At 70.9% G+C, this 26,981-nt stretch carries 29 protein-coding genes; 20 read left to right on the top strand and 9 right to left on the bottom strand.

The window, feature by feature from the left end:
- Positions 1 to 16 precede the first annotated feature (16 nt).
- The 6 genes from eno to ACOZ90_RS05425 all read left to right on the top strand — a co-directional run bounded on the left by eno (position 17) and on the right by ACOZ90_RS05425 (position 4,368).
- Entirely contained in the window at positions 17 to 1,303 is a 1,287-nt protein-coding gene (eno, locus tag ACOZ90_RS05450; protein ID WP_422892628.1) for a phosphopyruvate hydratase, read from the top strand.
- A gap of 12 nt (positions 1,304 to 1,315) precedes the next feature.
- Positions 1,316 to 1,669 carry a cell division protein FtsB gene (ftsB, locus tag ACOZ90_RS05445; protein WP_422892627.1) on the top strand — a complete coding sequence of 118 codons (354 nt, stop codon included), beginning with the start codon at positions 1,316 to 1,318 and terminating at the stop codon, positions 1,667 to 1,669.
- On the top strand, positions 1,666 to 2,349 hold the full coding sequence (gene ispD / locus ACOZ90_RS05440) for a 2-C-methyl-D-erythritol 4-phosphate cytidylyltransferase (RefSeq protein WP_422892626.1): 684 nt from the start codon (positions 1,666 to 1,668) through the stop codon (positions 2,347 to 2,349). The genes ftsB and ispD overlap by 4 nt, the downstream gene beginning before the upstream one ends.
- Before the next feature lie 113 nt (positions 2,350 to 2,462).
- Complete coding sequence (gene ispF / locus ACOZ90_RS05435; RefSeq protein ID WP_422892625.1) at positions 2,463 to 2,954, top strand: 2-C-methyl-D-erythritol 2,4-cyclodiphosphate synthase; 492 nt, start codon at positions 2,463 to 2,465, stop codon at positions 2,952 to 2,954.
- Entirely contained in the window at positions 2,951 to 4,027 is a 1,077-nt protein-coding gene (gene truD, locus ACOZ90_RS05430) for a tRNA pseudouridine(13) synthase TruD (protein WP_422892624.1), read from the top strand. Before ispF ends, truD begins: the two co-directional genes overlap by 4 nt.
- 95 nt (positions 4,028 to 4,122) lie before the next feature.
- The gene (locus ACOZ90_RS05425) at positions 4,123 to 4,368 is read left to right on the top strand and encodes a hypothetical protein (RefSeq protein ID WP_422892623.1); all 246 of its coding nucleotides are present in this window, start codon (positions 4,123 to 4,125) and stop codon (positions 4,366 to 4,368) included.
- Between the two features lie 27 nt (positions 4,369 to 4,395).
- Here the strand turns inward: ACOZ90_RS05425 and ACOZ90_RS05420 are convergent, their stop codons facing one another.
- On the bottom strand, positions 4,396 to 4,941 hold the full coding sequence (locus tag ACOZ90_RS05420; RefSeq protein WP_422892622.1) for a Smr/MutS family protein: 546 nt from the start codon (positions 4,939 to 4,941) through the stop codon (positions 4,396 to 4,398).
- Between the two features lie 93 nt (positions 4,942 to 5,034).
- On the opposite strand from ACOZ90_RS05420, the gene surE reads away from it, so the two are divergent.
- The 3 genes from surE to ACOZ90_RS05405 are packed head-to-tail and all read left to right on the top strand — an operon-like array spanning position 5,035 to position 7,255.
- Positions 5,035 to 5,817, top strand: coding sequence for a 5'/3'-nucleotidase SurE (surE, locus tag ACOZ90_RS05415; RefSeq protein WP_422892621.1), 783 nt, complete (start codon positions 5,035 to 5,037; stop codon positions 5,815 to 5,817).
- Entirely contained in the window at positions 5,817 to 6,497 is a 681-nt protein-coding gene (locus ACOZ90_RS05410; protein WP_422892620.1) for a protein-L-isoaspartate(D-aspartate) O-methyltransferase, read from the top strand. Before surE ends, ACOZ90_RS05410 begins: the two co-directional genes overlap by 1 nt.
- On the top strand, positions 6,497 to 7,255 hold the full coding sequence (locus tag ACOZ90_RS05405; RefSeq protein WP_422892619.1) for a peptidoglycan DD-metalloendopeptidase family protein: 759 nt from the start codon (positions 6,497 to 6,499) through the stop codon (positions 7,253 to 7,255). Before ACOZ90_RS05410 ends, ACOZ90_RS05405 begins: the two co-directional genes overlap by 1 nt.
- Positions 7,256 to 7,267: 12 nt before the next feature.
- On the opposite strand, the gene ACOZ90_RS05400 is transcribed toward ACOZ90_RS05405, so the two are convergent.
- Both ACOZ90_RS05400 and yhbY read right to left on the bottom strand, forming a co-directional pair.
- Positions 7,268 to 7,645, bottom strand: coding sequence for an Mth938-like domain-containing protein (locus ACOZ90_RS05400; RefSeq protein WP_422892618.1), 378 nt, complete (start codon positions 7,643 to 7,645; stop codon positions 7,268 to 7,270).
- Between the two features lie 22 nt (positions 7,646 to 7,667).
- The gene (yhbY, locus tag ACOZ90_RS05395; protein ID WP_422892617.1) at positions 7,668 to 7,976 is read right to left on the bottom strand and encodes a ribosome assembly RNA-binding protein YhbY; all 309 of its coding nucleotides are present in this window, start codon (positions 7,974 to 7,976) and stop codon (positions 7,668 to 7,670) included.
- Between the two features lie 88 nt (positions 7,977 to 8,064).
- Between yhbY and rlmE the strand changes: the two genes are divergently transcribed.
- The 11 genes from rlmE (at position 8,065) to ACOZ90_RS05340 (ending at position 19,776) form a co-directional block, all read left to right on the top strand.
- Positions 8,065 to 8,709: a 23S rRNA (uridine(2552)-2'-O)-methyltransferase RlmE gene (gene rlmE, locus ACOZ90_RS05390; protein ID WP_422892616.1), complete on the top strand. Its 645-nt coding sequence runs from the start codon at positions 8,065 to 8,067 to the stop codon at positions 8,707 to 8,709.
- A 31-nt stretch (positions 8,710 to 8,740) separates the two neighbouring features.
- Positions 8,741 to 10,657 (top strand): ATP-dependent zinc metalloprotease FtsH, encoded by a 1,917-nt coding sequence (gene ftsH, locus ACOZ90_RS05385; protein WP_422892615.1) that lies wholly within the window; start codon positions 8,741 to 8,743, stop codon positions 10,655 to 10,657.
- Between the two features lie 15 nt (positions 10,658 to 10,672).
- Positions 10,673 to 11,572 carry a dihydropteroate synthase gene (gene folP, locus ACOZ90_RS05380; protein WP_422892614.1) on the top strand — a complete coding sequence of 300 codons (900 nt, stop codon included), beginning with the start codon at positions 10,673 to 10,675 and terminating at the stop codon, positions 11,570 to 11,572.
- A 120-nt stretch (positions 11,573 to 11,692) separates the two neighbouring features.
- Complete coding sequence (gene putP / locus ACOZ90_RS05375; protein ID WP_422892613.1) at positions 11,693 to 13,198, top strand: sodium/proline symporter PutP; 1,506 nt, start codon at positions 11,693 to 11,695, stop codon at positions 13,196 to 13,198.
- Between the two features lie 87 nt (positions 13,199 to 13,285).
- Positions 13,286 to 14,254 carry a tRNA (adenosine(37)-N6)-dimethylallyltransferase MiaA gene (miaA, locus tag ACOZ90_RS05370; RefSeq protein ID WP_422892612.1) on the top strand — a complete coding sequence of 323 codons (969 nt, stop codon included), beginning with the start codon at positions 13,286 to 13,288 and terminating at the stop codon, positions 14,252 to 14,254.
- Between the two features lie 145 nt (positions 14,255 to 14,399).
- Positions 14,400 to 14,690 carry an RNA chaperone Hfq gene (gene hfq, locus ACOZ90_RS05365; RefSeq protein ID WP_422892611.1) on the top strand — a complete coding sequence of 97 codons (291 nt, stop codon included), beginning with the start codon at positions 14,400 to 14,402 and terminating at the stop codon, positions 14,688 to 14,690.
- A gap of 66 nt (positions 14,691 to 14,756) precedes the next feature.
- Positions 14,757 to 16,064: a ribosome rescue GTPase HflX gene (gene hflX / locus ACOZ90_RS05360; protein ID WP_422892610.1), complete on the top strand. Its 1,308-nt coding sequence runs from the start codon at positions 14,757 to 14,759 to the stop codon at positions 16,062 to 16,064.
- Positions 16,065 to 16,186: 122 nt separating this feature from the next.
- Positions 16,187 to 17,320, top strand: coding sequence for an FtsH protease activity modulator HflK (hflK, locus tag ACOZ90_RS05355; protein WP_422892609.1), 1,134 nt, complete (start codon positions 16,187 to 16,189; stop codon positions 17,318 to 17,320).
- Positions 17,317 to 18,183, top strand: a complete 867-nt coding sequence (gene hflC, locus ACOZ90_RS05350) for a protease modulator HflC (RefSeq protein WP_422892608.1) — start codon at positions 17,317 to 17,319, stop codon at positions 18,181 to 18,183. Before hflK ends, hflC begins: the two co-directional genes overlap by 4 nt.
- Positions 18,180 to 18,371, top strand: a complete 192-nt coding sequence (locus ACOZ90_RS05345; protein WP_422892607.1) for a DUF2065 domain-containing protein — start codon at positions 18,180 to 18,182, stop codon at positions 18,369 to 18,371. The genes hflC and ACOZ90_RS05345 overlap by 4 nt, the downstream gene beginning before the upstream one ends.
- Before the next feature lie 112 nt (positions 18,372 to 18,483).
- A complete protein-coding gene (locus tag ACOZ90_RS05340; RefSeq protein ID WP_422892606.1) occupies positions 18,484 to 19,776 on the top strand; it encodes an adenylosuccinate synthase in 1,293 nt (430 codons plus the stop codon).
- 24 nt (positions 19,777 to 19,800) lie between these two features.
- Here ACOZ90_RS05340 and chaB read toward each other — a convergent pair whose 3' ends face one another.
- The 6 genes from chaB to ACOZ90_RS05310 all read right to left on the bottom strand — a co-directional run bounded on the left by chaB (position 19,801) and on the right by ACOZ90_RS05310 (position 26,916).
- Positions 19,801 to 20,028: a putative cation transport regulator ChaB gene (gene chaB, locus ACOZ90_RS05335; protein ID WP_422892605.1), complete on the bottom strand. Its 228-nt coding sequence runs from the start codon at positions 20,026 to 20,028 to the stop codon at positions 19,801 to 19,803.
- A gap of 98 nt (positions 20,029 to 20,126) precedes the next feature.
- On the bottom strand, positions 20,127 to 23,642 hold the full coding sequence (gene mfd, locus ACOZ90_RS05330; protein ID WP_422892604.1) for a transcription-repair coupling factor: 3,516 nt from the start codon (positions 23,640 to 23,642) through the stop codon (positions 20,127 to 20,129).
- A 31-nt stretch (positions 23,643 to 23,673) separates the two neighbouring features.
- Complete coding sequence (locus ACOZ90_RS05325) at positions 23,674 to 24,225, bottom strand: GNAT family N-acetyltransferase (protein ID WP_422892603.1); 552 nt, start codon at positions 24,223 to 24,225, stop codon at positions 23,674 to 23,676.
- Between the two features lie 112 nt (positions 24,226 to 24,337).
- Entirely contained in the window at positions 24,338 to 25,195 is an 858-nt protein-coding gene (locus ACOZ90_RS05320; RefSeq protein WP_422892602.1) for a 23S rRNA (adenine(2030)-N(6))-methyltransferase RlmJ, read from the bottom strand.
- A 40-nt stretch (positions 25,196 to 25,235) separates the two neighbouring features.
- Positions 25,236 to 25,796 carry a phosphatase PAP2 family protein gene (locus ACOZ90_RS05315; protein WP_422892601.1) on the bottom strand — a complete coding sequence of 187 codons (561 nt, stop codon included), beginning with the start codon at positions 25,794 to 25,796 and terminating at the stop codon, positions 25,236 to 25,238.
- Entirely contained in the window at positions 25,774 to 26,916 is a 1,143-nt protein-coding gene (locus tag ACOZ90_RS05310; protein ID WP_422892600.1) for a glycosyltransferase family 4 protein, read from the bottom strand. The genes ACOZ90_RS05315 and ACOZ90_RS05310 overlap by 23 nt, the downstream gene beginning before the upstream one ends.
- Positions 26,917 to 26,981 lie beyond the last annotated feature (65 nt).

The following is a 26,981-nucleotide window of genomic DNA, read 5'->3' as shown; positions in this document are numbered from 1 at the left end:
AGCACACCCGCACGCCATGACCACGATTGCCAGCATCCACGCCCGCGAGATCCTCGACAGCCGCGGCAACCCCACCCTGGAAGCGGAAGTCACGCTGGAAGACGGCAGCTTCGGCCGCGCCGCGGTGCCCTCGGGCGCCTCCACCGGCGCGCGCGAGGCGGTGGAGCTGCGCGACGGCGACCGCACCCGCTACTTGGGCAAGGGCGTGCGCAAGGCGGTGGCCAACGTCAACGGCACCATCGCGTCCACCCTGAAGGGCTTCGATGCCGCCGACCAGGCCGGCCTGGACAAGCGCCTGGTGGATCTGGACGGCACCGAGAACAAGGGCCGGCTGGGTGCCAACGCGCTGCTGGGCGTGTCGATGGCCAACGCCCACGCGGTGGCAGCCTCGAAGAAGATCCCGCTGTGGAAGCTGCTGGCCGGCGACCGCGCGCCGGTGCTGCCGGTGCCGATGATGAACATCATCAACGGCGGCGCCCACGCCGACAACAACGTCGATTTCCAGGAGTTCATGATCCTGCCGGTCGGCTTCGATTCGTTCTCCGAGTCGCTGCGCGCGGGCACCGAGATCTTCCACGCGCTCAAGTCGGTGCTCAAGGGCCACGGCCTGAGCACGGCGGTGGGCGACGAGGGCGGTTTCGCGCCGGACCTGCGCAGCAACGTGGAGGCGCTGGACACCATCCTGGAGGCCATCGGCAAGGCCGGCTACAGCGCCGGCGACGACGTGCTGCTGGGCCTGGACGTGGCCTCCAGCGAGTTCTTCGACAATGGCAAGTACCACCTGGTGGGCGAGGGCAAGCGCCTGTCCGGCGGCCAGTTCGTGGACTTCCTCGCCGACTGGTGCGAACAGTATCCGATCGTCACCATCGAGGACGGCATGGACGAGGGCGACTGGGACGGCTGGAAGCAGCTGACCGACCGCCTGGGCGGCAAGGTGCAGCTGGTGGGCGACGACCTGTTCGTGACCAACCCGAAGATCTTCCGCGAGGGCATCGATTCGGGCACCGCCAACGCGATCCTGATCAAGGTCAACCAGATCGGCACCCTCAGCGAGACCCTGGAGGCGATCGCCATGGCCGATGCGGCGAAGTACGCGGCGGTGGTCTCGCACCGTTCCGGCGAGACCGAGGACACCACCATCTCCGACATCGCCGTGGCCACCAGCGCCACCCAGATCAAGACCGGTTCGCTGTGCCGCAGCGACCGCGTGGCCAAGTACAACCAGCTGCTGCGGATCGAGGAGGCACTGGGCGAACAGGCGCGCTACGCCGGCCGCGACGCGTTCGTGTCGCTGCCGCGGTAGGCACGGGCCGCCATGCGCGCCCTGTGGATCGTGCTGGTGGCCCTGGTGCTGCTGCTGGGCTGGCTGCAGTACCGGCTGTGGTTCGGCATCGGCGGTACGGCCGAGGTCTCCCAGCTTGAAGCACAGGTGGCGCAGCAGGCGCACCAGAACGCGGGGCTGCGCGAGCGCAACGCCGCGCTGGCGGCCGAGGTGGCGGATCTGAAGTCGCCCACCGGCGAGGCGGCGGTGGAGGAGCGGGCGCGCAGCGAGCTGGGGATGATCCGGCCGGGTGAAACCTTCTACCGGGTCGTCGACGGCGCGCCGGTGCGGCAGGCGCCGCCGCGGCCGGCAGACGCTGAAGGCGCGGACGCGGAGCCGGCGCCATGACCTGGGCGGTGGTGCCTGCGGCCGGGCACGGCAGCCGCTTTGGCGGGGACGTGCCCAAGCAGTACCTGGAGGTGGCCGGCGAGCCGTTGCTGGCGCACACGCTGCGCGCGCTGCTGTCGCACCCGGGGCTGGCCGGGGCGGTGGTGGTGCTGGCGCAGGACGATCCGCGCTGGCCGGGCTGGAACGAGCTGGATGGCAAGCCGGTGCTGACCTGCGTGGGGGGGCAGTCGCGCGCGGAGTCGGTGCTGGCGGGGCTGGAAGCGCTACCCGACAGCGTGCGGGCGGACGACTTCGTGCTGGTGCATGACGCGGCGCGGCCGAACCTGCATCCCGATGACCTGGGGCAGCTGCTGGAGCGCGGTCGCGCCGATCCGGTCGGGGCGATCCTGGCCGCGCCGGTGCGCGACACGCTCAAGCGCGCGGGGGACGAGGGCGGCATCGACCGCACCGAACCGCGCGAGCGGCTGTGGCGCGCGCTGACGCCGCAGCTGTTCCGCCGCTTGCAGCTGGCCCGGGCGATGCAGGCGGCGCGCGACGTGGGGGTGGCGGTGACGGATGAGTCGATGGCGATGGAGCGCAAGGGCGCGCGGCCGCTGCTGATCGAGGGGCGCGAGGACAACATCAAGATCACCACGCCCGCGGATCTGGCGTATTTCGAGTTTCTGCTGTCGCGGCGGTAGGCCTGTAATGGCGGGCGGCTTTGCCTGCATCAGCCGCGAGCCGAGGGGCCCCGCGCACTCGCAGGCGTTAGCATGTCGCCCTCGATATCGACGACGGCCACGAAGAAATCCATATGTCCGACAACATCCCGTTCCGCATCGGCCAGGGCTTTGACGTGCATGCCTTTGGCGAGGGCGACCATGTGACCATCGGCGGGGTGCGGATCGCGCACGGGCGCGGTTTCGTGGCCCACAGCGATGGCGACGTTGCCTTGCACGCGCTGTGCGACGCGATGTTCGGGGCGCTGGCGATGGGCGATATCGGCACCCACTTCCCGCCCAGCGATGACCGCTGGAAGGACGCCGACAGCCGGATGTTCCTGCGCCGCTGCCGTGAGCTCATCGGCGAGCGCGGGTGGCGGCTGGGCAATGCCGACATCACCATCGTCTGCGAGCGGCCGAAGATCGGGCCGCATGCGGCGGCGATGCGGGAGCTGATCGCCGCCGACCTGCAGGTGGATGTCGATGCGGTCAGCGTCAAGGCCACCACCAACGAGAAGCTGGGCCACATCGGTCGCGAAGAGGGCATCGCCGCGCACGCGGTCTGCCTGCTGGTTCGCGCGTGAGCGAAGCGGGGCAGGCGGCCGCCGGAGGCCTGCCGCGGGCCTGGGGAGCGCCGGTGCTGGAGGCGGTCATCCGCAGTGCGCCGGAGGATTTTTTCGTCGAGGAGATCGACGGGTTCCAGGCCAGCGGCGCCGGCGAGCACCTGCTGCTCACCGTGGAGAAGCGCGGCATGAACACCGCCGAGGCGGCGCGCCGGATCGCCCGCTGGGCGGGGGTGGCCGAGCAGGCGGTGGGCTATGCGGGCCTGAAGGATCGCCATGCCGTCACCCGGCAGCGCTTCAGCGTGCACCTCCCCGGCCGCGCCGATCCCGGGCTGGAGGGCCTGCAGGACGGCGCGCTGCGGGTGATCGCCCAGGCCCGGCATGCGAAGAAGCTGCCGCGCGGGGCGCTGGCGGGCAACCGGTTCGTGCTGATCCTGCGCCAGGTGCAGGGCGAGCGCGCGGCGATCGACGCCCGATTGCAGCGGATTGCGGCGGACGGCGTGCCCAACTGGTTCGGCGCGCAGCGTTTCGGGCATGGCGGCGGCAACGTGGCCGCCGCGCTGGCGATGTTTTCCGGGCGCCGGGTGCGGCGCGACCAGCGCAGCCTGCTGCTGTCGGCCGCGCGCTCGGAGCTGTTCAACCGGGTGCTGGCCGCGCGGGTGAGCGGGGGCAGCTGGAACCGGGCCCTGGACGGCGAGGTCTGGATCCTGGACGGCAGCCGCAGCGTGTTCGGCCCGGAGCCGTGGACGGCCGGGCTGGAAGCGCGGCTGGCGGCGTTCGACATCCACCCGAGCGCGCCGCTGTGGGGCCGGGGCGAACTGCGCAGCCAGGGGCAGGCACAGGATCTGGAAGTCGCCGCGCTGGATGCTGCCGACGCCCTGGCGCTGCGCGCGGGGCTGGAACAGGCCGGCCTGCGCCAGGAGCGCCGCGCCACCCGACTGCGGCCGCAGGACATGGCGTGGGACTGGCGCGGTGACGGCCTGCTGGAGCTGCGCTTCGCGCTTGCGCCGGGAACCTATGCCACCACGGTGCTGGAGGAGCTCGGCCCGGTGCGCGATGCGGCCGGCCACGCGCCCGCGCCGTTCGTCGGATAAGCGGCTGCCGCACTGGCGGCCCGTGACCGGCGGCGTATAACGGAACACAGGCGCCGGGCACGCCTGCAGGCGCCGATCCCACGGGAGGTTCCGTCATGAACACCCTGATTCGATGCTCCATCCCCTGCGCCGCGCTCCTGCTGATGGCCGGCTGCGCAACCCATGGAACGATGCACAGCCAGCCGGCGGCGGCAGCGGCCACGCAGGACATGTACGAGCAGGACAACTTGTACATCCAGGCCGTCGAAACCGTGGCGCGTCGCCGCGGAGTCGAGGTTCGCTGGGTCAATCCGCCGCTCAAGCGGATGGTTGCCTCGGTCGACGACAACGGCCAGGACTGACCGGCAGCGCGGCTGGCGCTTCCGGCGTCAGCCCGGCCGCAGCAGCACCAGCACCGCGCCGGTACCGCCCCGGGTGGGCGGCGCGGAATGGAACGCCAGCACGTCCGCGCGCCGGCGCAGGAGGCGGTCGACCATGTTCTTCAGCACCGGTGCGCCGTCGGCGTGCAGGCCCTTGCCATGCACGATCAGCACGCAGGTGCTGCCGGCATCGCGGGCTTCGGCCAGGAACCCGCGCAGCATTGATTCGGCCTGGCGCAGGTCGGCATGGTGCAGGTCGAGTTCGTCCTGCACCGCGTACTGGCCCCGGGCCAGGCGCTTGAGCACCCGCGGGCTGATCCCGTCGCGGCGGTAGCGCAGGCTGTCGCCGGCTTCCAGCGGCCCCGACTCCAGCAGCCGTTCGAACTCGCTCAGCGCCTCGCGTTCGTCACGCTCGGCCATCCTCGGCCGCGGCGCCGCGCGCGGCCCGCGCGGTGCCGCCGGGGTCTCCGGCAGGCGCCGCACCGGGCCGATCGCGTCGCGGAAAAGCGCTCCGTCGTCCTGCCCGTCGTCACCGTTGTCGCGCCCGCTGCCCATGCCGGGCAGGGTACCCGAGCCGCGGCCAGCCGCGCCTGTGCATCCGCTATCATGTGGCCCTGGTTCAAGACACGGGGCGGCGCGGAAAACTGCATGCGGATACTGGTCAGCAACGACGACGGCGTGGACGCGCCGGGCATCAGGATCCTCGCCGAAGGCTTTCGCAATGCCGGCCATGAAGTGCTGATCGTCGCGCCCGACCGCGACCGCTCCGGCGCCAGCAACTCGCTCACCCTGGACATGCCGCTGCGCGTGGCGCAGATGGAAGAGGGCGTGTGGCGGGTGCACGGCACGCCGACCGATTCGGTGCACGTGGCGATCGCCGGCATGCTCGAGCGCGAGCCGGACATCGTCGTTTCGGGCATCAACAACGCCGCCAACATGGGCGACGACGTGATCTATTCGGGCACCGTGGCCGCGGCCATGGAGGGGCGCTTCCTGGGCCTGCCGGCGGTGGCGATGTCGCTGGTCACCGCCGACCATGTCGGCAAGCACTATGAAACCGCCGCGCGCGCCGCGGTGGAGATCGTCGAGCGGCTGAAGGCCGACCCGCTGCCGGCCGACACCATCCTCAACGTCAACGTGCCGGACATCCCGTGGAGCGAGGTCAAGGGCTTCGAGGTCACCCGCCTGGGCAACCGCCACCGCTCCGAGGCCTGCGTGCCGCTGGAGGATCCGCGCGGGCGCAGCTGGTGGTGGATCGGGCCGGCCGGGCCGGAGCAGGACGGCGGGCCGGGCACCGACTTCCACGCCGTGCGCACCGGCAACATCTCCATCACCCCGATCCTGGTCGACCTGACCCGCTACCAGGCGCTGGAGCAGGTGAGCGCCTGGGTCGGGGGCCTGGCCGCGGAGCTGAAGGAGGGCCAGGCATGATGACCCCGCGACTGCGCCTGCAGCCCGAGGCGATCGGCATGGGCATGACCTCCCAGCGCGTGCGCGACCGGCTGATCGAACGCTTGCGCGAGGCCGGGATCTCCAACGAGCGCGTGCTCAACGCGATCCGGGTGGTGCCGCGGCACCTGTTCGTGGACGAGGCCCTGGCCACCCGCGCCTACGAGGACACCGCGCTGCCCATCGGCCACGGCCAGACCATTTCCCAGCCCTGGGTGGTGGCGAAGATGACCGAAGAGGCGCTTGCCCACGGCATGCCCGCCAACGCGCTGGAGGTGGGCACCGGCTCGGGCTACCAGGCCGCGATCCTGGCCTCGCTGGGCATCCAGGTCTATACCGTCGAGCGCATCGGCGAGCTGCTGCGGGTGGCGCGCAAGCGGTTCCGCTCGCTGGGGCTCAACGTGCGCAGCCGCCATGACGACGGCCGCATCGGCTGGCCCGAGCACGCGCCGTTCGATGCGATCCTGGTCACCGCCGGCGCCCCGGCGCTGGTGGACGCGCTCACCGACCAGCTTGCGCCCGGCGGGGTGCTGGTGGCGCCGGTGGGCGGCGGCAGCGGTCAGGTGCTGGTCAAGTTGCGTAAACGCGAGGATGGCACCATCGAGCGCACCGAAATCGCGCCCGTGGTGTTCGTGCCGCTGCTGTCCGGAGTGATCGACTGATGCACCTGTTCCGCGTTGCCGTGATGTTGCTGGCCGTGTCCCTGTTCCTGACCGCCTGTGGTTCGAGCAGGGTGGTGCGCGAGGGAGGAACCCCGCAGGCCGGTGCCTCCACCCCGCGTCCCGGCCAGACCGTGACCGTCAAGCGCGGCGACACCGTGTACCGGCTGGCGGTCAACAACGGCATCAGCCCGCTGGATCTGGCCACCTGGAACAACATCGCCCCGCCGTACACCATCTATCCCGGCCAGCGGCTGCGGCTGTATCCGTCCGCTGGTGGCGCGACCCCGTCGCGCACGGCCTCCACGCCCCCGCGGCAAAGCCCCACCCGAACCACCCGCACCCCGCCGCCCGCAGCGCCGGCCCCCGCGGCCGCACCGGCACGCAGCTCGGTGTCCTGGCGCTGGCCCGCCGAGGGGCAGCTGGTGAACCGCTTCTCCGCCGGTGACCCGACCCGCCAGGGCATCGGCATCGCCGGCAGCAGCGGGCAATCGGTGACCGCGGCCGGCGACGGCGTGGTGGTGTACTCCGGCTCGGGCCTGGTGGGCTACGGCGAGCTGATCATCGTCAAGCACGACGACGACTGGCTGTCCGCGTACGGGCACAACCGCTCGCGCCTGGTCAACGAGGGCGAGCGCGTGCGTGCCGGCCAGCAGATCGCCGAGATGGGCCGCACCGGCGCCGCCCGCGACATGCTCCACTTCGAGATCCGCCACAACGGCCGGCCGGTCGACCCGCTGTCCTACCTCCCGCGCCGCTGAGGCGGGGCGGCTTCAGGCCGCCGGGAAAATGAAGCCGGCGACCACGCGCCGGCCTTCGCCGGCCAGCACGTGGTAGGTGCGGGCGGCCGAATCGTTGGCCATGCTCTCCAGGCCGATGCCGCGCGACAGGCAGGCGGCCATCACCTCGGCGGACGGGAACACCTGGCGCGCGCCGGTGCCCAGCAGGACAAGTTCCGGCTTGAGCGCGAGGATGGCCTCCAGGTCGGCGGTGCCCAGCGCGGCGGCGTCGCGCACCGGCCAGTCCTCGACCAGGGTGTCCGGGGCGATCACGAAGCTGTGCTGCAGCCGGCGCTCGTTGACCAGCGCCGAGGCGCCGTCCGCGCTGCGCAGGAAGAATTCGTAGTCGGGCTTGTCGAGGTGCAGTTCCATCGGGAGCGTTGCCGGGCGCCGGTCAGGGCCTGGGCAGGACGATCTGGCGCTTGCCGTCGGTGGTGGGGCGGTACAGCACCGCCACGTTGCCGATCCGCTGCACCAGCGAGGCGCCGCTGCGATCGGCCAGCTCGGCCACGATCGCGTCGCGTGCCTCGCGGTCGCCCGCGGCGATCTTCACCTTGACCAGCTCGTGGTGCTCCAGCGCGCCGTCCAGCTCGGCCAGTACCGGCGCGGTCAGGCCCTTGCCGCCGACCTGCAGGATCGCCTTGAGGTCATGTGCCTGGCCGCGGAGGAATCGGATCTGGGCGGCAGTCAGGGCGGATGGCATACGGGGCAGGCGAGTCGTTGGGGATGGGCAGGTTATCATGAGCGCGGGCGCCTCCCGCCCGCTCCCCGCCGTCCGCGACCACTCCCCCATGGCCCGCAGCAAGAGCAGCCAGCGCTGGCTCAAGGAACATTTCTCCGATCCGTTCGTGAAGCGGGCGCAGGCGGAGGGCATGCGCTCGCGCGCGGTCTACAAGCTGGAGGAGCTGGTGGCCCGCGACCGGCTGCTCAAGCCGGGCATGACCGTGGTCGACCTGGGCGCGGCGCCGGGCGGCTGGTCGCAGTGGGTGCGCCAGGAGCTGGATCGGCTGGATGCGAAGCGGCCCGGCCGGGTGATCGCCCTGGACATCCTGGAGATGCCGCCCCTGGCCGGGGTGGAGTTCCTTCATGGCGACTTCAGGGAGGATGCGGTCTTATCAGCCCTTGAGACTGCGCTGGACGGCCAGCCCGTCGACCTTGTTTTATCCGACATGGCCCCCAACAAGAGTGGCATGGACACGGTGGATCAGCCGCGGGCGATGTACCTGGCCGAGCTGGCGATGGATTTCGCCGACCGGCACCTGCGGCCGGGCGGGGCGTTCCTGATCAAGCTGTTCCACGGCACGGGTTTCGACGACTACGTGCGTGAACTGCGCCGGCGCTACGACAAGGTCGTGATCCGCAAACCCTCGGCGTCGCGCCAGCGTTCGCCGGAAGTCTATGCCCTTGCACACGGCAAGCGTACCCATATCAAGTAGCATGGCGCCGATGCGCACTGGAATGAACTGAATGAACGATCTGGTCAAGAATCTGCTGCTCTGGGTGGTCGTCGCCATCGTCCTGATGATGGTGTTCCAGAGCTTCAGCCCGAATACCGCCGGCCCGCAGGAAGTGCAGTACTCGCAGTTCATGGAGGAGGTGCGCAACAACCGGATCCGCAGCGTCGACATCGCCGAGGACGAGCGCACCATTTCGTTCGAGCGTACCGACGGTGCGCGCGGCACCGTGATCGCGCCGCGCCGCGACGAGCGCATGATCGACGACCTGATCAACCACAACGTCGACATCAAGCAGGCGCCGCCGGCCACCGGGCCGTCGCTGGCCTACATCCTGATCAATTTCCTGCCCGTGCTGCTGATCATCGGCTTCTTCTTCTTCATGATGCGGCAGATGCAGCAGGGCGGCGGCAAGGGCGCGATGAGCTTCGGCAAGTCGCGGGCCAAGCTGCTCAACGAGGAGCAGACCAAGGTCACCTTCGCCGACGTGGCCGGCTGTGACGAGGCCAAGGAGGAGGTGTCGGAGCTGGTCGAGTTCCTGCGCGATCCGTCCCGGTTCCAGAAGCTGGGCGGCAAGATCCCGCGCGGCGTGCTGATGGTGGGCCCGCCGGGTACCGGCAAGACCCTGCTGGCGCGCGCCATCGCCGGCGAGGCCAAGGTGCCGTTCTTCTCGATTTCCGGCTCCGATTTCGTCGAGATGTTCGTCGGCGTGGGCGCCTCGCGCGTGCGCGACATGTTCGAGCAGGCCAAGAAGCACTCGCCGTGCATCATCTTCATCGACGAGATCGACGCCGTCGGCCGCCACCGCGGCGCCGGCCTGGGCGGCGGGCATGACGAGCGCGAGCAGACCCTGAACCAGCTGCTGGTGGAGATGGACGGCTTCGAGGGCGGCGAGGGCGTGATCGTGATCGCCGCCACCAACCGCCCCGACGTGCTGGATCCGGCGCTGCTGCGCCCGGGCCGCTTCGACCGCCAGGTGGTGGTGGGGCTGCCGGACGTGAAGGGCCGCGAGCAGATCCTCAAGGTGCACATGCGCAAGGTGCCGCTGGACGAGGGCGTGGACGCGATGATCGTGGCCCGCGGCACCCCCGGCTTTTCCGGCGCGGACCTGGCCAACCTGGTCAACGAGGCGGCGCTGTTCGCCGCGCGCGAGAACGCCACCGACGTGCGCATGGATCACTTCGACCGCGCCCGCGACAAGATCCTGATGGGCGCCGAGCGCCGCTCGATGGCCATGAGCGAGGACGAGAAGACGCTGACCGCCTACCACGAGGCCGGCCACGCCATCGTCGGCCGGCTGGTGCCCGAGCACGACCCGGTCTACAAGGTCACCATTATTCCCCGGGGAAGGGCTTTGGGCGTGACCATGTACCTGCCCGAGGGCGACAAGTACTCGATGAACCGGGTGGCGATCGAGTCCCAGCTGTGCTCGCTGTACGGCGGGCGGGTGGCCGAGGAGCTGATCTTCGGCGAGGACAAGGTCACCACCGGCGCCTCCAACGACATCGAGCGCGCGACCAAGATCGCCCGCAACATGGTCACCAAGTGGGGCCTGAGCGACGAGATGGGCCCGATCGCCTACAGCGAGGACGAGGACGAGGTGTTTCTGGGCCGCTCGGTGACCCAGCACAAGAGCGTGTCCGACGACACCGCGCGCAAGATCGACGAGGTGGTGCGCGGGATCCTGGACAAGGCCTACGAGCGCACCCGGGCGATCCTGACCGAGAACATCGACAAGCTGCACGCGATGAGCAAGCTGCTGCTGGAGTACGAGACCATCGACGTGCCGCAGATCGACGCCATCATGGAAGGCCGTGATCCGCCCCCGCCGATGGGCTGGGACAAGTCGCGCAAGGACGGCGGCGGTGACAGCGGCGGCGGTGGCGACAGCAAGCCGCTGCCGATCGGCGGGCCGGCCGAGCAGACCTGACCCCGGCCGCGGCCGATGTTCGACACCACCCCAACGCTTGACTGCGGCGGGCGCCTGCTGGCGCTCGACCGCCCGCGGGTGATGGGGATCGTCAACATCACCCCGGACTCCTTCTCCGACGGCGGGGCGCACTTCGACCTGGAGGCCGCGGTGGCCCACGGGCTGGCGCTGGCCGGACAGGGGGCCGACATCCTGGACATCGGCGGCGAGTCCACCCGTCCGGGTTCGGACGAGGTGCCGGTGGAGGAAGAGCTGCGGCGCACGGTTCGGGTGATCGAGCGGCTGGCGCAGGAGACCGGACTGCCGATCAGCATCGATACCTCCAAGCCGGAGGTGATGCGCGCCGCGGTGCAGGCGGGCGCGGGCATGATCAACGACGTCTACGGGCTGCGCCGCGAGGGCGCGCTCGACGCTGCCGCCGAGCTGGGCGTGCCGGTGGTGCTGATGCACATGCTGGGCGAGCCGCGCTCGATGCAGGAGTCCCCGCAGTACGACGACGTGGTCGGCGAGGTGCACCGGTTCCTGGCCGAGCGCATTTTCGCCGCCGAGATGGCCGGCATCGACAAGCGCCGGATCGTCGCCGACCCGGGCTTCGGCTTCGGCAAGACCACCGCGCACAACCTCGCCCTGCTGGCGCAGCTTGGTCGCTTCACCGAGCTGGGCGTGCCGGTGCTGGCGGGGCTGTCGCGCAAGCGCAGCATCGGCGAGATCACCGGCCGTGACGTGCCCGCCGAGCGGGTCGCCGGCTCGGTTGCCGCGCACCTGGTGGCCGCCCAGCGCGGGGCGAAGATCCTGCGCGTGCACGACGTGGCTGACACCGTCGATGCGCTCAGGGTGTGGGCCGCGATCGACGGCGTGGCGGTGCCGCGCGGCCCCTCCGCGGCGCCCGCGATTTCCTGGCCCGACGAGGGCTGATCCCGGCCGGATCAGCGCCTGCCGCGCCGGTGCGCGGCTGCATCGCTGTCCAAGCTGCGTTAGGCTGCGCCGTCGCTGCCGCCCTCCCGGGCGCCCGGAATCGCGAGGAAACCGCTGCCAATGATCCAGTCCAGCACGCCGCTCATCGTCACCTTCCTTGTCTACCTGGCCGGCATGTTGCTGATCGGCTACTACGCCTGGCGCTCGACCAAGAACTTCGACGATTACATCCTCGGCGGGCGCAGGCTCAGTCCCACCACCACCGCGCTGTCGGCGGGCGCGTCGGACATGAGCGGCTGGCTGATGATGGGCCTGCCGGGTGCGATGTACCTCAACGGCCTGTCGGAGGCCTGGATCGGCCTGGGCCTGGTGGCCGGCGCCTACCTCAACTGGCGCTACGTGGCCGGGCCGCTGCGGGTCTACACCGAGCGCACCGGCAACGCGCTGACCCTGCCCGACTACATGACCAACCGCTTCAAGGACGGCAGCAAGCTGCTGCGGGTGCTGGCGGCGCTGGTGATCCTGGTGTTCTTCGCGGTGTACTGCGCCTCGGGCGTGGTGGCCGGCGGGCGGCTGTTCGAGAGCGTGTTCGGACTGAGCTACACCCAGGCGATCTTCTGGGGCGCCGCGGTGACGGTGGCCTACAGCCTGGTCGGCGGCTTCCTGGCGGTGAGCTGGACGGACGTGGCCCAGGGCACGATGATGCTGTTCGCGCTGATCGTCACGCCGGTGCTGGTGGTGATGCACAGCGGCGGGATGGGCGACGGACTCGAGCTGATCCGCGAACTGGACCCCACCCAGCTGAACTGGATCGGTGCCGGCGGTCTGGTCGCGATCGTCTCCGCGCTGGCCTGGGGCCTGGGCTACTGCGGCCAGCCGCACGTCCTGGCCCGGTTCATGGCCGCCGAGAGCATCGAGTCGATCCCCAAGGCGCGCCGCATCGGCATGAGCTGGATGATCGTGTGCATGATCGGCTCGCTGATGGTCGGCTTCTTCGGCATCGCCTATTTCGCCCTCCATCCCGACGTTGCCGGGCCGGTGGAGGCCAACCCGGAGCGGGTGTTCATCATTGCGGTGGAGGTCCTGTTCAACCCCTGGATCGCCGGCATCATCCTGTCCGCGATCCTGGCGGCGGTGATGAGCACGCTGTCCAGCCAGCTGATCGTGTGTTCCAGCGTGCTGTCGGAGGATTTCTACCGCGGCTTCCTGCGCAAGGACGCCAGCCAGCGCGAGCTGGTCTGGGTGGGCCGGGCCAGCGTGCTGCTGGTCTCGCTGGTGGCGCTGTGGCTGGCGCGCGACCCGGACAGCCGGGTGCTGGGGCTGGTGGCCTACGCCTGGGCCGGCTTCGGCTCGGCGTTCGGGCCGGTGCTGGTGCTGTCGCTGTTCTGGGGCCGCATGACCCGCAACGGTGCGCTGGCGGGCATGCTCACCGGCGCGGTGGTTGTGATCGCGTGGAAGCAGATCGTGGTCGAGCAGCTCGGGTTCGCGCTGTATGAAATGGTGCCCGGCTTCATCGCCGCGACCCTGGCGATCGTCGTGGTCAGCCTGCTCGGCCGCGAGCCGGAGGCGGAGGTGCGCGCCACCCACGACCAGGTGAGCCTGTCGCTGCGCGAAACCGGCTACTGATTCTGCGTCGATGCCACGGGAGCGCGCGCGGCGCGCTCCTGCGGCGGCCGGGAGGCGCCCCGGCTGCGGCTGCCGGATAATCCGTGGATGTCGATCGATATCCGCCCGCCCGTCATCGCCATCATGGGCCCGACTGCGTCGGGCAAGACCGCGTTCGCGCTGGAGTGCGCGCACGTGCTTGGCGGTGAAATCGTCAGCGTCGATTCGGCGCTGGTGTACCGCGGGCTGGACATCGGCGCGGCCAAGCCCGATCTGCGCGAACGCGCCGGGGTGCCGCACCACCTGATCGACGTGCGCGCGCCCTGGCAGCCGTATTCGGCGGCCGAGTTCGCGGCCGATGCCCGGGCGGCGCTGGACGACATCGCCGCCCGCGGCCGGCTGCCGATCCTGGCCGGCGGCACCGGCCTGTACTTCCACGCCCTGCTGCGCGGCCTGTCGGCGATGCCCCCGGCCGACCCGGCGCTGCGCGCGCTGCTGGCCGACGAGGCCGCCGAACGCGGCTGGACGGCGCTGCACGCAGAGCTTGCGCGGGTGGATCCGGACGCCGCGCGCCGCATCCATGCCACCGACGCGCAGCGCATCCAGCGTGCGCTGGAGGTGTACCGGCTGACCGGTCGCGCCATCAGCGAGCTGCAGCGCGAAGCGCCGCCGCGGCTGCCGTACCGGGTGCTCAGGCTGGTGCTGGCGCCCGCCGAACGGGCGGTGCTGCACGAGCGCATCGCCCGCCGCTTCGACGCCATGCTCGACGCCGGCTTCCTGGCCGAGGTCGAAGCCCTGCGCGCGCTGCCGGAGCTGCGCGGCCATCCCGCGCCGCTGGATCTGCCGGCGCTGCGCGCGGTCGGCTATCGCCAGGCCTGGGAACACCTGGACGGCGCCACCGATGCCGCGGGTTTCCGCGAACGCGCCATCGCCGCCACCCGCCAGCTGGCCAAGCGCCAGCTGACCTGGTTGCGCGGCGAGCTGGATGCCAGGTGGTTCGACCCCGCCACCGATGCCGGCCGCCTGGAAGATGCGATCGGGCTTTTCCTGGGCCGGCCGGCCCCCGGCCATGCCTGAATTGGGGCCATGGTCGGGGTTTTGGCGCCGGTCTGCCGATGCCGGCGCCCGTTTGTGTACCATCGGCGCGTCACCGTCAGGGGATATACGGCGGATGACGCGGCCGGAGGAGCCGCCACAACAATAACCAAGCTGGGGAAACACAATGTCCAAGGGGCAGTCCTTGCAGGACCCTTTCCTGAACGCGTTGCGCCGCGAGCGCGTTCCGGTTTCGATCTACCTCGTCAACGGCATCAAGCTGCAGGGCACCATCGAATCGTTCGACCAGTTCGTGGTGCTGCTGCGCAACACCGTCAGCCAGATGGTCTACAAGCACGCCATTTCCACCGTGGTGCCGGCACGCAACGTGCGCGTGGGGCCGGGTGGCGGCCACGTCCAGGCGGCCGGCGAGGCCGGGGCCGAGCCCGCGCCCGAGCCGGAGCCCGCGGAGGATTGATCCGGCTTGACATCGGCACGCGGCGGCCTCATCTCGGGAGTCTGACCTTCCAGGAGCGCCCGCCGCTTGTTTGAACGCAGCCGAAAGGGCGAGCACGCCCTGCTGATCCAGCCCCACTCCGCGGGCGCCGCCGACGAGGATGCGCTGGAGGAGTTCTCCGAACTGGCGCGTTCGGCCGGCGCTACCGTGGCGGCGGTGCTGGGCGCACGCCTGGATCGCCCGCATCCGGCCACCCTGGTGGGCAGCGGCAAGCTGGAGGAAATGCGCGCCGCGGCCGACGCCACCGGCGCCGACCTGGTGCTGGTCAACCATCCGCTCAGCCCCGTCCAGGAGCGCAACCTGGAGAAGGCGCTGGAGCGCCGGGTGGTGGATCGCACCGGCCTGATCCTGGACATCTTCGCCCAGCGCGCCCGCAGCCACGAGGGCAAGCTGCAGGTGGAACTGGCCCAGCTCAAGCACATGGCCACGCGCCTGGTGCGCGGCTGGACCCACCTGGACAGCCAGCGCGGCGGCGCGATCGGCCTGCGCGGGCCGGGTGAAACCCAGCTCGAGACCGACCGCCGGCTGCTGCAGAAGCGCGTCGACCAGCTGCAGAAGCGGCTGGAGAAGGTGGAGGTGCAGCGCAGCCAGATGCGCCGGGCGCGGGTGCGCAGCGAGCTGCCGCGGGTGGCGCTGGTGGGCTATACCAACGCCGGCAAGTCCACCCTGTTCAACGCCCTGACCGGCGCAGGCGCCTACGCAGCCGACCAGCTGTTCGCCACCCTGGACCCGACCGTGCGCAAGGTCGCCCTGCCGGGCGGCAGCCTGGTGCTGGCCGATACCGTCGGCTTCGTCCGTGACCTGCCGCATGAGCTGGTCGCCGCGTTCCGCTCCACCCTGGGTGAGGCCCGCGACGCCGACCTGCTGCTGCACCTGGTGGATGCCGCCGACCCGCTGCGCGACGAGCGCATCGCCCAGGTCGACGCGGTACTCGAGGAGATCGGCGCCGGCGACATCCCGCAGCTGCTGGTGTTCAACAAGATCGACCGGATCGAAGGCGCCGTGCCGCGCCACGACCGGCCCCACGGCGCCACCGGCCAGGGCCAGCCGCAGCGCGAGCGGGTCTGGGTCTCGGCCCGCGACGGCGACGGCCTGGAGCTGCTGCGCGGCGCGCTGGCCGGCAGCCTCGGGCTCAGGCGGGTGGCCGGCGAGCTGGAGCTGCCGTCTTCGGCCGGCCGGCTGCGCGCGCGGCTGCACGAACTGGACGCGGTGCGCGAGGAGCGCCACGACGAGCATGGCTGGCACCTGCGCATCGACCTGCCGCACGCTGATGCGGCGCGGCTGGCCGCTGGCCCGGAAGGGAGCGCGCTGCGCGAGCTGCTGGTGGCCGATTGATAGAGGGATCCGCGGCCGCCGCCGTTCCGGCGGGGCGGGCGCGGTGATCAACTCCTTGTAGAATGTGCGTCCCGCGGGGCCGGCCGGCCTGCCGCGGCGCGAATCAAAAGATTGGAGCAGGCATGCCCTGGAACATTCCCGGCAACAACAACCGCGGCGGTCGCGGCGGTGGATCCGGCGGCGACGGCGGTGGCCCGTGGCGGCCAGGCGGCGGTCGCGGTGGCGGCGGCGGGCTGGATGACGTCTTCGACCGCGTGCGCAACCTGTTCGGCGGCGCCGGCGGCGGCAATCCGCTGCGCTGGGTGGTGATCGCGCTGGCCGCCTGGCTGGTGCTCACCTCGGTGGTGCTGGTCGCCGAACGCCAGCGCGGCGTGGTGCTGCGCTTCGGCCAGGCGGTGCGGATCCTGCAGCCGGGTCCGAGCCTGAAGCTGCCGTGGCCGATCGAGCGCGTGGTCAAGGTGGACGCCACCGGCATCCGTACCTTCACCAATACCGTGCCGGTGCTGACCCGGGACGAGAACATCGTGGTGGTGTCGCTGAACGTGCAGTATCGCGTCGGCGATCCGGAGCTGTTCCTGTTCGGTACCCGCGATGCCGTCCGGGTGCTGGAGCAGGTGGCCCAGAGTGTGGTGCGCGAGCAGGTCGGCCGCGCCGACCTGGACACCGTGCTCGGCGCCCGCGGCCCGCTGTCTGCGGTTGCCGCCAAGCAGCTGCAGGATTCGCTGGACATCTACCGCACCGGCCTGATCGTGACCGAGCTGAACCTGCAGGACGCGCGCCCGCCGGATCAGGTGAAGCCTGCGTTCGACGAGGTCAACAGCGCCCAGCAGGAGCAGGAAAGCCTGATCAACGAGGCCCGGGCCTACGCCGCCCGGATCGTGCCGGAGGCGCGAGGCGAGGCCGCCCGCACGCGTACCGTGGCCGAGGGTTACAAGACAGCCACCGTGGCCCGCGCCACCGGTGACGCGACCCGCTTCTCGCTGCTGCTGGACGAATACCGCAACGCCAGCGAGGTGACCCGCAAGCGCCTGTGGCTGGAGACCGTGGAACAGGTGCTGGCCGAGAACCGCACCGTGGTTGGCGGCGATGGCCGCCAGCTGATCTACGTGCCGATGGACGGCCAGGCCCGTACCGGGTCATCGCCACCGGTGGTACCGATCGAGATGCCGCCGGCACGCACCGGCACAGGCAGCCAGCAGCCGCCGGCGGCCAGCCAGCGGCTGCCGCGCCCGAGCCGTGAAGGAGGCCAGCGATGAGATTCAAGACATTGGTTCCGCTGCTGGCGGTGCTGCTGGTGATCGGCCTGATGGGATCGGTCTACGTCGTGCGCGAGGGCCAGGTGGGCATGGTGCTGCAGCTGGGCCGGGTGGTGCGCACCGACATCGGTCCGGGCCTGCATTTCAAGATCCCGCTGATGCAGTCGGCGCATGTGTTCGACCGCCGCTTCAACGCGGTCGACTTCTCGCCCGAGCGCTATCTGACCTCCGAGCGCAAGGACGTGGAGGTGGACTTCGTGGCCATCGGCTACATCGCCGACGTGGCCGATTTCTACCGCGCCACCGCCGGCGACATGGCCGTGGCCGAGGACCGGCTGGCGCCGATCATCAAGGATTCGCTGCGCAACGAGATCAACGCCCGCACGCTGACCCAGCTGGTGTCCGGAGACCGGGCGGATGTGATCGCCAAGCAGCTGGCCTCGATCAACGAGGGTGCGAGAACCCTGGGCATGCAGGTCATCGACATCCGCCTCAAGCGCATCGACCTGCCCACCGACAGCGACGTGATCAATCAGGTCTACAACCGCATGAGCGCCGAGCGCAAGCAGGTCGCCGCGCGGCTGCGTGCGGAAGGCGAGGAGCAGGCCCGGGAGATCCGCGCCCAGGCCGATCGCGACCAGGCGGTGATCCTGGCCGAGGCCGAGCGCGATGCCCAGGTGCTGCGAGGCGAGGGCGATGCCGAGGCCACGCGCCTGTACGGCGAGGCGGCCAACCGAGACCCGTCGTTCTATGCGTTCCAGCGCAGCCTTGAGGCCTACCGCTCCGCGTTCGAGGACGGCCAGGCGATGATCGTGCTCGAACGCGACGACCCGTTCCTGCAGTACATGCGCAGCGACCGGTGAGCGACCTGTGGGTCGCGCTGTGCCTGGTGGCGGTGATCGAGGGCCTCGTCCTGTTCATCGCCCCGCGCGGCTGGAAGCGCGCCGCCGAGCAGGTGCTGATGATGCCCGAGCGCCAGATCCGCATCGTCGGCGCGGTGGTGCTGGTGGCCGGCCTGGTCGCCCTCTACCTGGTTCGCGGCGCTTCGTAGGAGAGCGCATGGCGCGCTCCTACTGGCGGGGCCGGGGTGATTAGCGGATAATCCGCAAAAGCCGGACGGGCACTTGGCCCGCCGGCTTTTTCCGTGTCTGCAGGAGTGTGCCGTGGGTCAGTCGGTGGTGGTGCTGGGCGCCCAGTGGGGCGATGAGGGCAAGGGCAAGATCGTCGACCTGTTGACGCAGGACATCGGCGGCGTCGTCCGCTTCCAGGGCGGGCACAATGCCGGCCACACGCTGGTGATCGGCGGCAGGAAGACCGTCCTGCACCTGATTCCCTCCGGCATCCTGCGCGAGGACGCGCTGTGCCTGATCGGCAACGGCGTGGTGCTCAGCCCGGCCGCCCTGATGAAGGAGATCGCCGAGCTGGAAGAGGCCGGGGTGGAGGTGCGCTCGCGGCTGAAGATCAGCCCGGCCACGCCGCTGATCATGCCGTACCACATTGCCCTGGACCAGGCGCGCGAGAAGGCCGCCGGCGGCAAGGCCATCGGCACCACCGGCCGCGGCATCGGCCCGGCCTACGAGGACAAGGCGGCCCGGCGCAGCATCCGCGTGGCCGACCTGCACTATCCCGACCAGCTGGCCGAGACCCTGCGCAGCGCGCTGGACTACCACAACTTCGTGCTGACGAAGTACCTGGGCGTGAAGGCGGTGGATTTCCAGCAGACGCTGGACGAGGCGCTGGAGTTCGGCGAGTACGTGGAGCCGATGAAGTCCGACGTGGCCGGGATCCTCCACGACCTGCGCAAGCAGGGCAAGCGGGTGCTGTTCGAAGGCGCCCAGGGCTCGCTGCTCGACGTGGATCACGGCACCTATCCGTACGTCACCTCGTCCAACACCACCGTCGGCGGCGCGCTGGCCGGAACCGGCGTGGGCGCGGACTCGATCGACTACGTGCTGGGCATCTGCAAGGCCTACGCCACCCGCGTGGGCAGCGGCCCGTTCCCCACCGAGCTGCACGACGACGACGGCAAGCGCCTAGCCGAGCGCGGCCAGGAATTCGGCGCCACCACCGGCCGCCCGCGTCGCTGCGGCTGGATCGACATCGTCGCCCTCAAGCGCGCGGTGGCGATCAACGGCATCACCGGCCTGTGCATCACCAAGCTCGACGTGCTGGACGGCTTCGAGCGCCTGAAGATGTGCATCGCCTACCGCTACCGCGGCAAGGAGACCGAATACGCTCCGCTCGACGCCCAGGGCTGGGACGAGTGCGAGCCGGTGTACCTGGAGTTCCCCGGCTGGAGCGAAAACACCCACGGGATCACCGAGTGGGAAGACCTGCCGCCCGCCGCCCGCGCCTACCTGCGCGCGCTGGAGGAGCTGGCCGGCTGCCCGCTGAGCATCGTGAGCACCGGGCCGGATCGCGACCACACGATGGTGCTGCAGGATCCGTTCGACTGACGCCTTGCGGCAGGTGGCATGCGGTTATTTCGCGTGCCACCTGTCGTCGTCGCCCTTTTCGTACTTCTCCTTCACCGCTGACCATGCCACGCGGTGCGCGACCTCCTCGCGCGAGGCGTCGCCGCGGCGGTCGTCTGGATCCTTGTATTGATCCCAGGCGCTGTTGTACGCCTCCTTGTAGATCTCCTGCGCGTGTTTGGGCACGTTGTCGCGCACCGAATCGGGCAGGTCGCTGATGCTTGAATAGGGCATGGTCACGCTCCCTTCGTGGGGAACGGCAGCGTAGATCAGCGCCGGTTAGATGGCCGTGTCCCGCATGGGCATACCCCGCCCTCCCGGCCCGCAAAGCATCAACCAGCCGGCGCCAAGGCGACGAACAGGCCGCGTGCCGCTTTCACACGGTCGGCGGCCTCGGGCAGATCCAGGCTGATGCGCAGCTTGTCGGGGCCGTCCATGCGGTAGTGCTTCGGCTGGCCCTGGATCAGGCGGATCACCGCCATCGGGTCGACCCTGGGCTTCTCCACGAACTGCACCCGACCGCCTTCGGGCCCGAGGTCGAGCTTGCGGATGCCCAGGCGGGTGGCGTCGAGCTTGAGCTCGGCGGTGGCGAACAGCATCTTCGCCTGCTCGGGCAGCAGGCCGAAGCGGTCGATCATCTCCACCTGCAGCTCGCGCAGCTGGCCCGAGTCGCGCGCGCTGCTGATGCGCTTGTACAGGGTCAGGCGGGTGTGCACGTCGGGCAGGTAGTCCTCGGGAATCAGCGCCGGCGCGTGCAGCTCCACCTCGGCGCTGCGCTCGGGCTCTTCGTCCGCGTCGGGCAGCTTGCCCTGGCGGATCGAGCGCACCGCGCGTTCGAGCAGCTCGGTGTACAGGCTGAAGCCGACCTCGGCCATCTGCCCGCTCTGGCCCTCGCCCAGCAGCTCGCCGGCGCCGCGGATCTCCAGGTCGTGGGTGGCCAGGGTGAAGCCGGCGCCCAGCTCGTCCATCGAGGCGATCGCGTCCAGCCGCTTCTTCGCATCGGCGCTGATCGAGCGCTTGTCCGGCACCACCAGGTAGGCATAGGCGCGATGGTGCGATCGTCCCACGCGCCCGCGCAGCTGGTGCAGCTGGGCCAGGCCGAAGCGGTCGGCGCGGTTGATGATGATGGTGTTGGCGTTGGGGATGTCGATGCCCGACTCGATGATGGTCGTGCACAGCAGCACGTTGAAACGCTGCTTGTTGAAATCGAGCATCACCTGTTCCAGCTGGCGCTCGGGCATCTGGCCGTGGGCCACGCCGATGCGCGCCTCGGGCACCAGCTCCTCCAGCTCTCGCTGCATGCGCCCGATCGACTCCACGTCGTTGTGCAGGAAGTACACCTGGCCGCCGCGCGAAAGCTCGCGCTGGAACGCCTCGCGCAGCATCGCCCCGTCCCACTGGGTGACGAAGGTCTGCACCGCCATGCGGTGCGCCGGCGCGGTGGCGATGATCGACAGGTCGCGCATCCCGGCCATGGCCATGTTGAGCGTGCGCGGGATCGGCGTGGCGGTGAGGGTGAGCAGGTGCACGTTGGCGCGCAGCGCCTTGAGCGCCTCCTTCTGGCGCACGCCGAAGCGCTGCTCCTCGTCCACGATCACCAGGCCCAGATCCTTGAACTTCACGTCCTTCTGCAGCAGCCGGTGGGTGCCGACGATCACGTCGATCTCCCCGCGCTCCAGCTTCTCCAGCTCGGCCTTGATCTCCTTGGCGCTCCTGAAGCGCGAGAGCACCTCGACCCGCAGCGGCCAGTCGGCGAAGCGGTCAGCGAAATTGCGGTAGTGCTGCTCGGCCAGCAGGGTGGTGGGTACCAGCACCGCCACCTGCTTGCCGGCGCTGGCGGCCACGAATGCCGCCCGCACCGCGACCTCGGTCTTGCCGAAGCCGACGTCGCCGCACACCACCCGATCCATCGGCTGGCTGGAGCCCAGGTCGCGGATCACCGCCTCGATCGCGGCGTGCTGGTCAGGCGTTTCCTCGAACGGGAAGGCGGCGGCAAACGGCTCGTACATCGAGCGATCCACCTCCAGCGCCAGGCCGCTGCGGGCCATGCGCTTGGCGTGGATCTCCAGCAGCTCGGCGGCCACGTCGCGCACCTTTTCGGCGGCCTTGCGCTTGGCCTTCGTCCACTGCTCGCCGCCCAGCGAGTGCAGCGGCGCAGTCTCCGGCGACGCGCCGGAGTAGCGGTTGATCAGGTGCAGCTGGGCCACCGGCACGTACAGCCGGTCGCCCTTGGCGTATTCGATCTCCAGGTATTCGGCCGGCCGGCCGCCGGCCTCCAGCACCACCAGGCCGCGGTAGCGGCCCACGCCGTGGTCTTCGTGCACGATCGGCGCGCCCTCGGCGAGTTCGCCCAGGTCGCGGATGATCGCCTCCGGCTCGCGCCCGGCGCGGCGCGAGCGGCGCGGCTGGCTGGCGCGCTCGGGGAACAGCTGGCGCTCGGTGAGCACGGTGAGCTGCGGCTGGTCCAGCGCGAATCCGTTCTCCAGCGGCGCCACCGCCAGCGCGGGCGTGCCCTGTGGGGGCGGACTGTCCAGGAACGCGGTGAAGCTGCTCAGCACCACCGGCTCCACGCCCGTCGGCTGCAGCATCTCCAGCAGCGCCTCGCGGCGTCCCGGGCTGTCGGCGGCCAGCAGCACCCGGCCCGGGTAGCTGGCCAGGAACGATTTGAGCGCGGCGGCCAGCTCCTGGTTGCGCACGGTCAGCGGCAGGTCGGGCGCCGGCTGCTCGCCCAGCGCGGAGGCCTCGGCGTGGCGCGGATGCTCGGCGCCGGCAATCTCGACCCGCTCGCCGCGGTTGAGGCGCTCGCGCAGGGCTTCGGCCGGCAGCCACAGTTCGTCCGGCGGCAGCAGCGGCCGCTCCACGTCGTGGCGGCGCTGCTCGTAGCGCTCTTCGACCTGGGCCTGGAAGCGTTCGGCCGCCTCCGGCGCGCCGGCCGTGATCACCGGCAGCGCATCGTCGGCCAGGTAGTCGAACAGGGTGGCGGTGGCCGGCTGCGAAGGTGCGGCACCGAAGCGCTCGCGCGGCGCCTCGAAAAACAGCGGCAGGTAGTACTCCACCCCGGCCGGCGCGCTGCCGGCCTTGAGGTCCTGGAACAGGGCGCTGCGGCGCTGGTCCAGGTCGAAGCGCTCCACCAGCGCGTCCATGGCGCGCGCGCGCGGGGCCTCGTCCAGCGGCACCTCGCGGCCGGGCAGCATGTGGATCGCGTCGACCCGGTCGAGCGAGCGCTGGGATTCGGGGTCGAAGCGGCGGATCGATTCGATGTCGGTGTCCAGCAGCTCGATCCGATAGGGCGCGTCGGCGCCCATCGGGTACACGTCCAGCAGGCCGCCGCGCACCGAGAAATCACCCGGGTCGAGCACCTGCGGCACGTGCCGGTAGCCGGCCGATTCCAGGCGCAGCTTCTCCGCGTCCAGATCCAGCGCCTGGCCGGCCTGCAGGTCGAAGGTCTGGCCGACCACGTAGCCCACCGGCGGCAGCCGCTGCATCAGCGTGGCCACCGTCACCACCACGATGCCGCGCTTGAGCGCGGGCAGCCGGTACAGCGCGGACAGCCGCTGGCTGACGATGTCCGGGTGCGGGCTGAACTGGTCGTAGGGCAGGGTTTCCCAGTCCGGGAACGGCAGCACCGGAAGATCCGGCGCATCGCCCAGCAGGGTGTGCAGGTCGCCTTCCAGCTGGTGCGCGTGCTGGTTGTCGCGGGCCACTACCAGCAGCGGCCGGCCGTGGGCGCGCGCGGCGCTGGCCAGCATCCAGGCGAGCGCCGACGGCGAGGCCGGCGCGCGCCAGAAGGCGCGCTGCTGGCCGCGGCGGGGCAGCGGGGGAGCGGGGGGAGGGGAAGGGGGTGTCATCGAACCCCCTATTGTAACGGCCGCGGCGGACTCAGGCCCGGGCCGGGGAGTCCAGATCCAGCACCACCCGGGCCAGCCCGTCGTGCGGCTCGCCCTCGCGACGGAAGCCGGCCGATTCGGCCAGCGCCAGCATCGGCTCGTTCTCCTGGGGAACATCGCCGACCAGGCGCGCAAGCCGCTTGCCACGCGCCCAGCGCACCAGGCGCAGCATCAGCTGGCGGCCCACGCCCATCCCGGCCAGGTACTGGCCCACGAGGATCGCGAACTCGCCGTCGCGGCTGCCGGGGGCGGCATGGACGCGGGCAATCGCGCCGATCACGGCTTCGCCGGCCGGCAGGTTCTCGCCGGCGACCAGCACGAAGGTGGTTCTGGGATCGGGTCGGGCCAGGCGCCCGGCCATCTCCGGCGTCAGCTCGCTCATTTCCTTGAGGAAGCGGTGCCGCAGGCTGTCAGGCTGCAGCAGGCCGAAGCCTGCGCGCACCGGCGTCGCGTCGTCCGGCCGGATGGGGCGGATCAGGATTTCGCGTCCATTGGCGAGGCGAACCTCGTCGTGCCACGGTGGGAGTCGGTTTCTGGCGGCCATTGGTTGGATGCTGCCATGGGGGAAGTGAAGGATTTGCTCAGCCCCGTCGAGTCTCGCCGACCGTGCCTGAATAAGGCGTCCACAATCCGCGGTGCCCCGGCGCGCCGGGCGCTCAGGCCGGCGTCCGCAGCCAGCGCAGGTCGTGCCCGGCGCCGGTGTCGCCCAGGCGCGCGTGCAGGTGGGCCAGCGCCGGTTCCAGCGCCTGCTCGATGCGCCACGGCGGGTTGAGCAGCAGCATGCCGCTGCCGTTCATGCGCAGCGGGGAGTCGTCGCTGCGCACCAGCAGCTCGCAGGCCAGGGCCGAGCGGGCGTCCAGCGCCGCCGCCCGGCGCAGGAAGTGCTGCAGGCTGCGCCGCTGCTTGATCGGATACCACAGCGCGAAGCAGCCCTGCGGCCAGCGCCGCAGGCCTTCGCCCAGCGCCGCCAGCACCTCGTCGAATTCATCCAGCTGGCGCTCATAGGGAGGATCCATCAGCACCAGCCCGCGCGCGTAGCGGGTCTGGCCGATCCGCGGCGGCAGCAGCGCGCGCATGGCCGCGTAGCCGTCGCGCTGGTGCACGGCCATCCGGCGCTCGCCGCGCAGCGCCTGCTTCAGGGCGGCGGCTTCCTCAGGCTGCAGTTCGCAGCAGGCGATCGTGTCCTGTTCCCGCAGCGCGTGTGCCAGCAGCCACGGTGAGCCCGGGTATGCAGCGGGCCCGTGCTGCCGGCGGCAGGCGTCCACCGCCGCCAGGTATCGGCGCACCGGCGCCGGCGCGCCGGATCCATCGCCCAGCCTGGCGATGCCCTCCAGCGCTTCGCCGGTGCGCGTGGCCTGGTCGCCGTCGAGCAGGTACAGCCCGCGCCCGGCATGGGTGTCCAGCGCGAAGCAGGCGGCGGGCTTGGCGGCCAGGGCGTCGCACAGCGCCAGCAGGACGACATGCTTGAGGACGTCGGCGTGGTTGCCGGCGTGGAATGCGTGGCGGTAGTTCACCCGCCCATGTTAGCCGGGCCGGTTCGCGCCCGGCTGGACTTCAGGCGCCCAGACCCATGAACGCCACGCCCGGCGCGAGGGCGATCGAAACCCCCGCCAGCACGCAGCCGATCGCGGTGGCCGCGAGCACGTCGCTGGGATAGTGCAGCCCCAGCACCACCCGCGAGACCGCCACGCTGGCCGCGAACGGCAGCAGTAGCCAAGCCAGCACCGGGTAGTGGGCCAGCGCCACCAGGGTGAAGGTGACCGCGTGCAGGGTATGGCCGGAGGGGAAGCTGAACTCGTCCAGCGGCGCCGTCCAGGCCTGGATGCGCACGTCGGATGCGAACGGGCGCGGACGCCGTGTCCAGCGCTTGAGCCCTTTGTAGAGCATCAGGGCGACGATGCCGGTCAGCGCCAGGTGGATCGACGCCGCCAGCCCGTCGAGGCCGTCGACCGCGATCATCGCCGCCATCAGCACGTACCAGAACACGCCATCGCCCAGCCGGCTGATCGCGCAGAAATAGCTGCGCACCGCCTGGCGGGTGGCCATGCGGTTGGCGGCCAGGCACCAGCCGGAGTCGCTGGCGAGCAGGCGGTTACGCAGCGGCGATGGACGCATGGGGCTCTTCCATGGTGGCGATATCCTGCAGCAGGGCGTCGAAGTCCGCCGCTACGCGATCCGGGTGCAGGCCGGTCACCGCGTCACGCGCGCGCGCGCCCATGGCGCTGCGCAGGGCGTCGTTGCAGCCGATGCGCACCACGGCCTCGATGAATCCCTGTTCATCGGCCACCCGTGCCCCGTGCATGCCGTCCACCAGGTGCTCGCGGGCGGCGCCGTAGTCGAAGGCGACGGTGGCGATGCCGCTGGCCATCGACTCCAGGGTCACGTTGCCGAAGGTCTCCGACAGGCTGGGGAACAGGAACATGTCGGCGCTGGCGAAGTGCCGGGCCAGCGCCTCGCCGCGCTGGACGCCGCAGAAGATGAAGTCGGGGTTGTCGCGCTCCAGCGTCGCGCGCTGGGGGCCGTCGCCGACCCACACCATCCGCGCCCGCGGCCGGTGCTGCTGCAGTTCGCGGAACGCGTTCACCGCCAGCGCCAGGTTCTTTTCCGCGGCGATCCGGCCCACGTGGATGGCCACGACCTCCTCCGGCTCCGCGCCCCAGCGGGCACGCAGCGCCGGGTCGCGCAGCTGCGGCTGGAAACGGCTGGTGTCCACGGCGCGGGCCAGGCGCCGGGTGCGCTGGAAGCCCGATTCCTGCAGGAACTGCTCCAGCTCCCGGGTCGGGGCCAGGGTGGCGTGGGCGCGGTTGTGGAAGCGCCGCATCCAGCGCAGTGCCACCGGCTCCAGCAGCGCCACGCCGTAATCGCGCATGTACAGGTCGAAGCGGGTATGCACCGCAGAGGCCACCGGGATCGACAGGCGCCGGGCGGCGCGCAGCGCGCTCCAGCCCAGCGGGCCCTCGGTGGCGATGTAGATCGCGTCGGGCCGGTCGCGCTTCCAGGCCTGCTGCAGCCGGGATGCCGACACCAGGCCGAAGCGCAGCCCCGGATAGCGCGGCAGGGGCGCGCCGCGTACCAGCAGCTCGTCCGGCCCCGGCGTCTGCCCGCGGTGCTGGGTCGGACGCACCACGCCGACCCGGTGGCCACGCCCCTGGAGCCCGCGCTGCAGGCTGCGCACGGTCAGTGCAACGCCGTTGACTTCAGGCGGCCAGGTTTCGGTGACGAGGACGTAGTGCATCGGAGACTCCGGTTTTGACCAGAATGTCCGTGGGCAGTGTCATCGATGTTTCGTCCCGGTGACGC

The organism is Luteimonas dalianensis, assembly GCF_049339425.1.
Classification (GTDB): Bacteria; Pseudomonadota; Gammaproteobacteria; order Xanthomonadales; family Xanthomonadaceae; genus Luteimonas; species Luteimonas dalianensis.
Note: the sequence above shows the minus strand (reverse complement) of the source record. Positions and strands in the feature narration are given on the sequence as shown.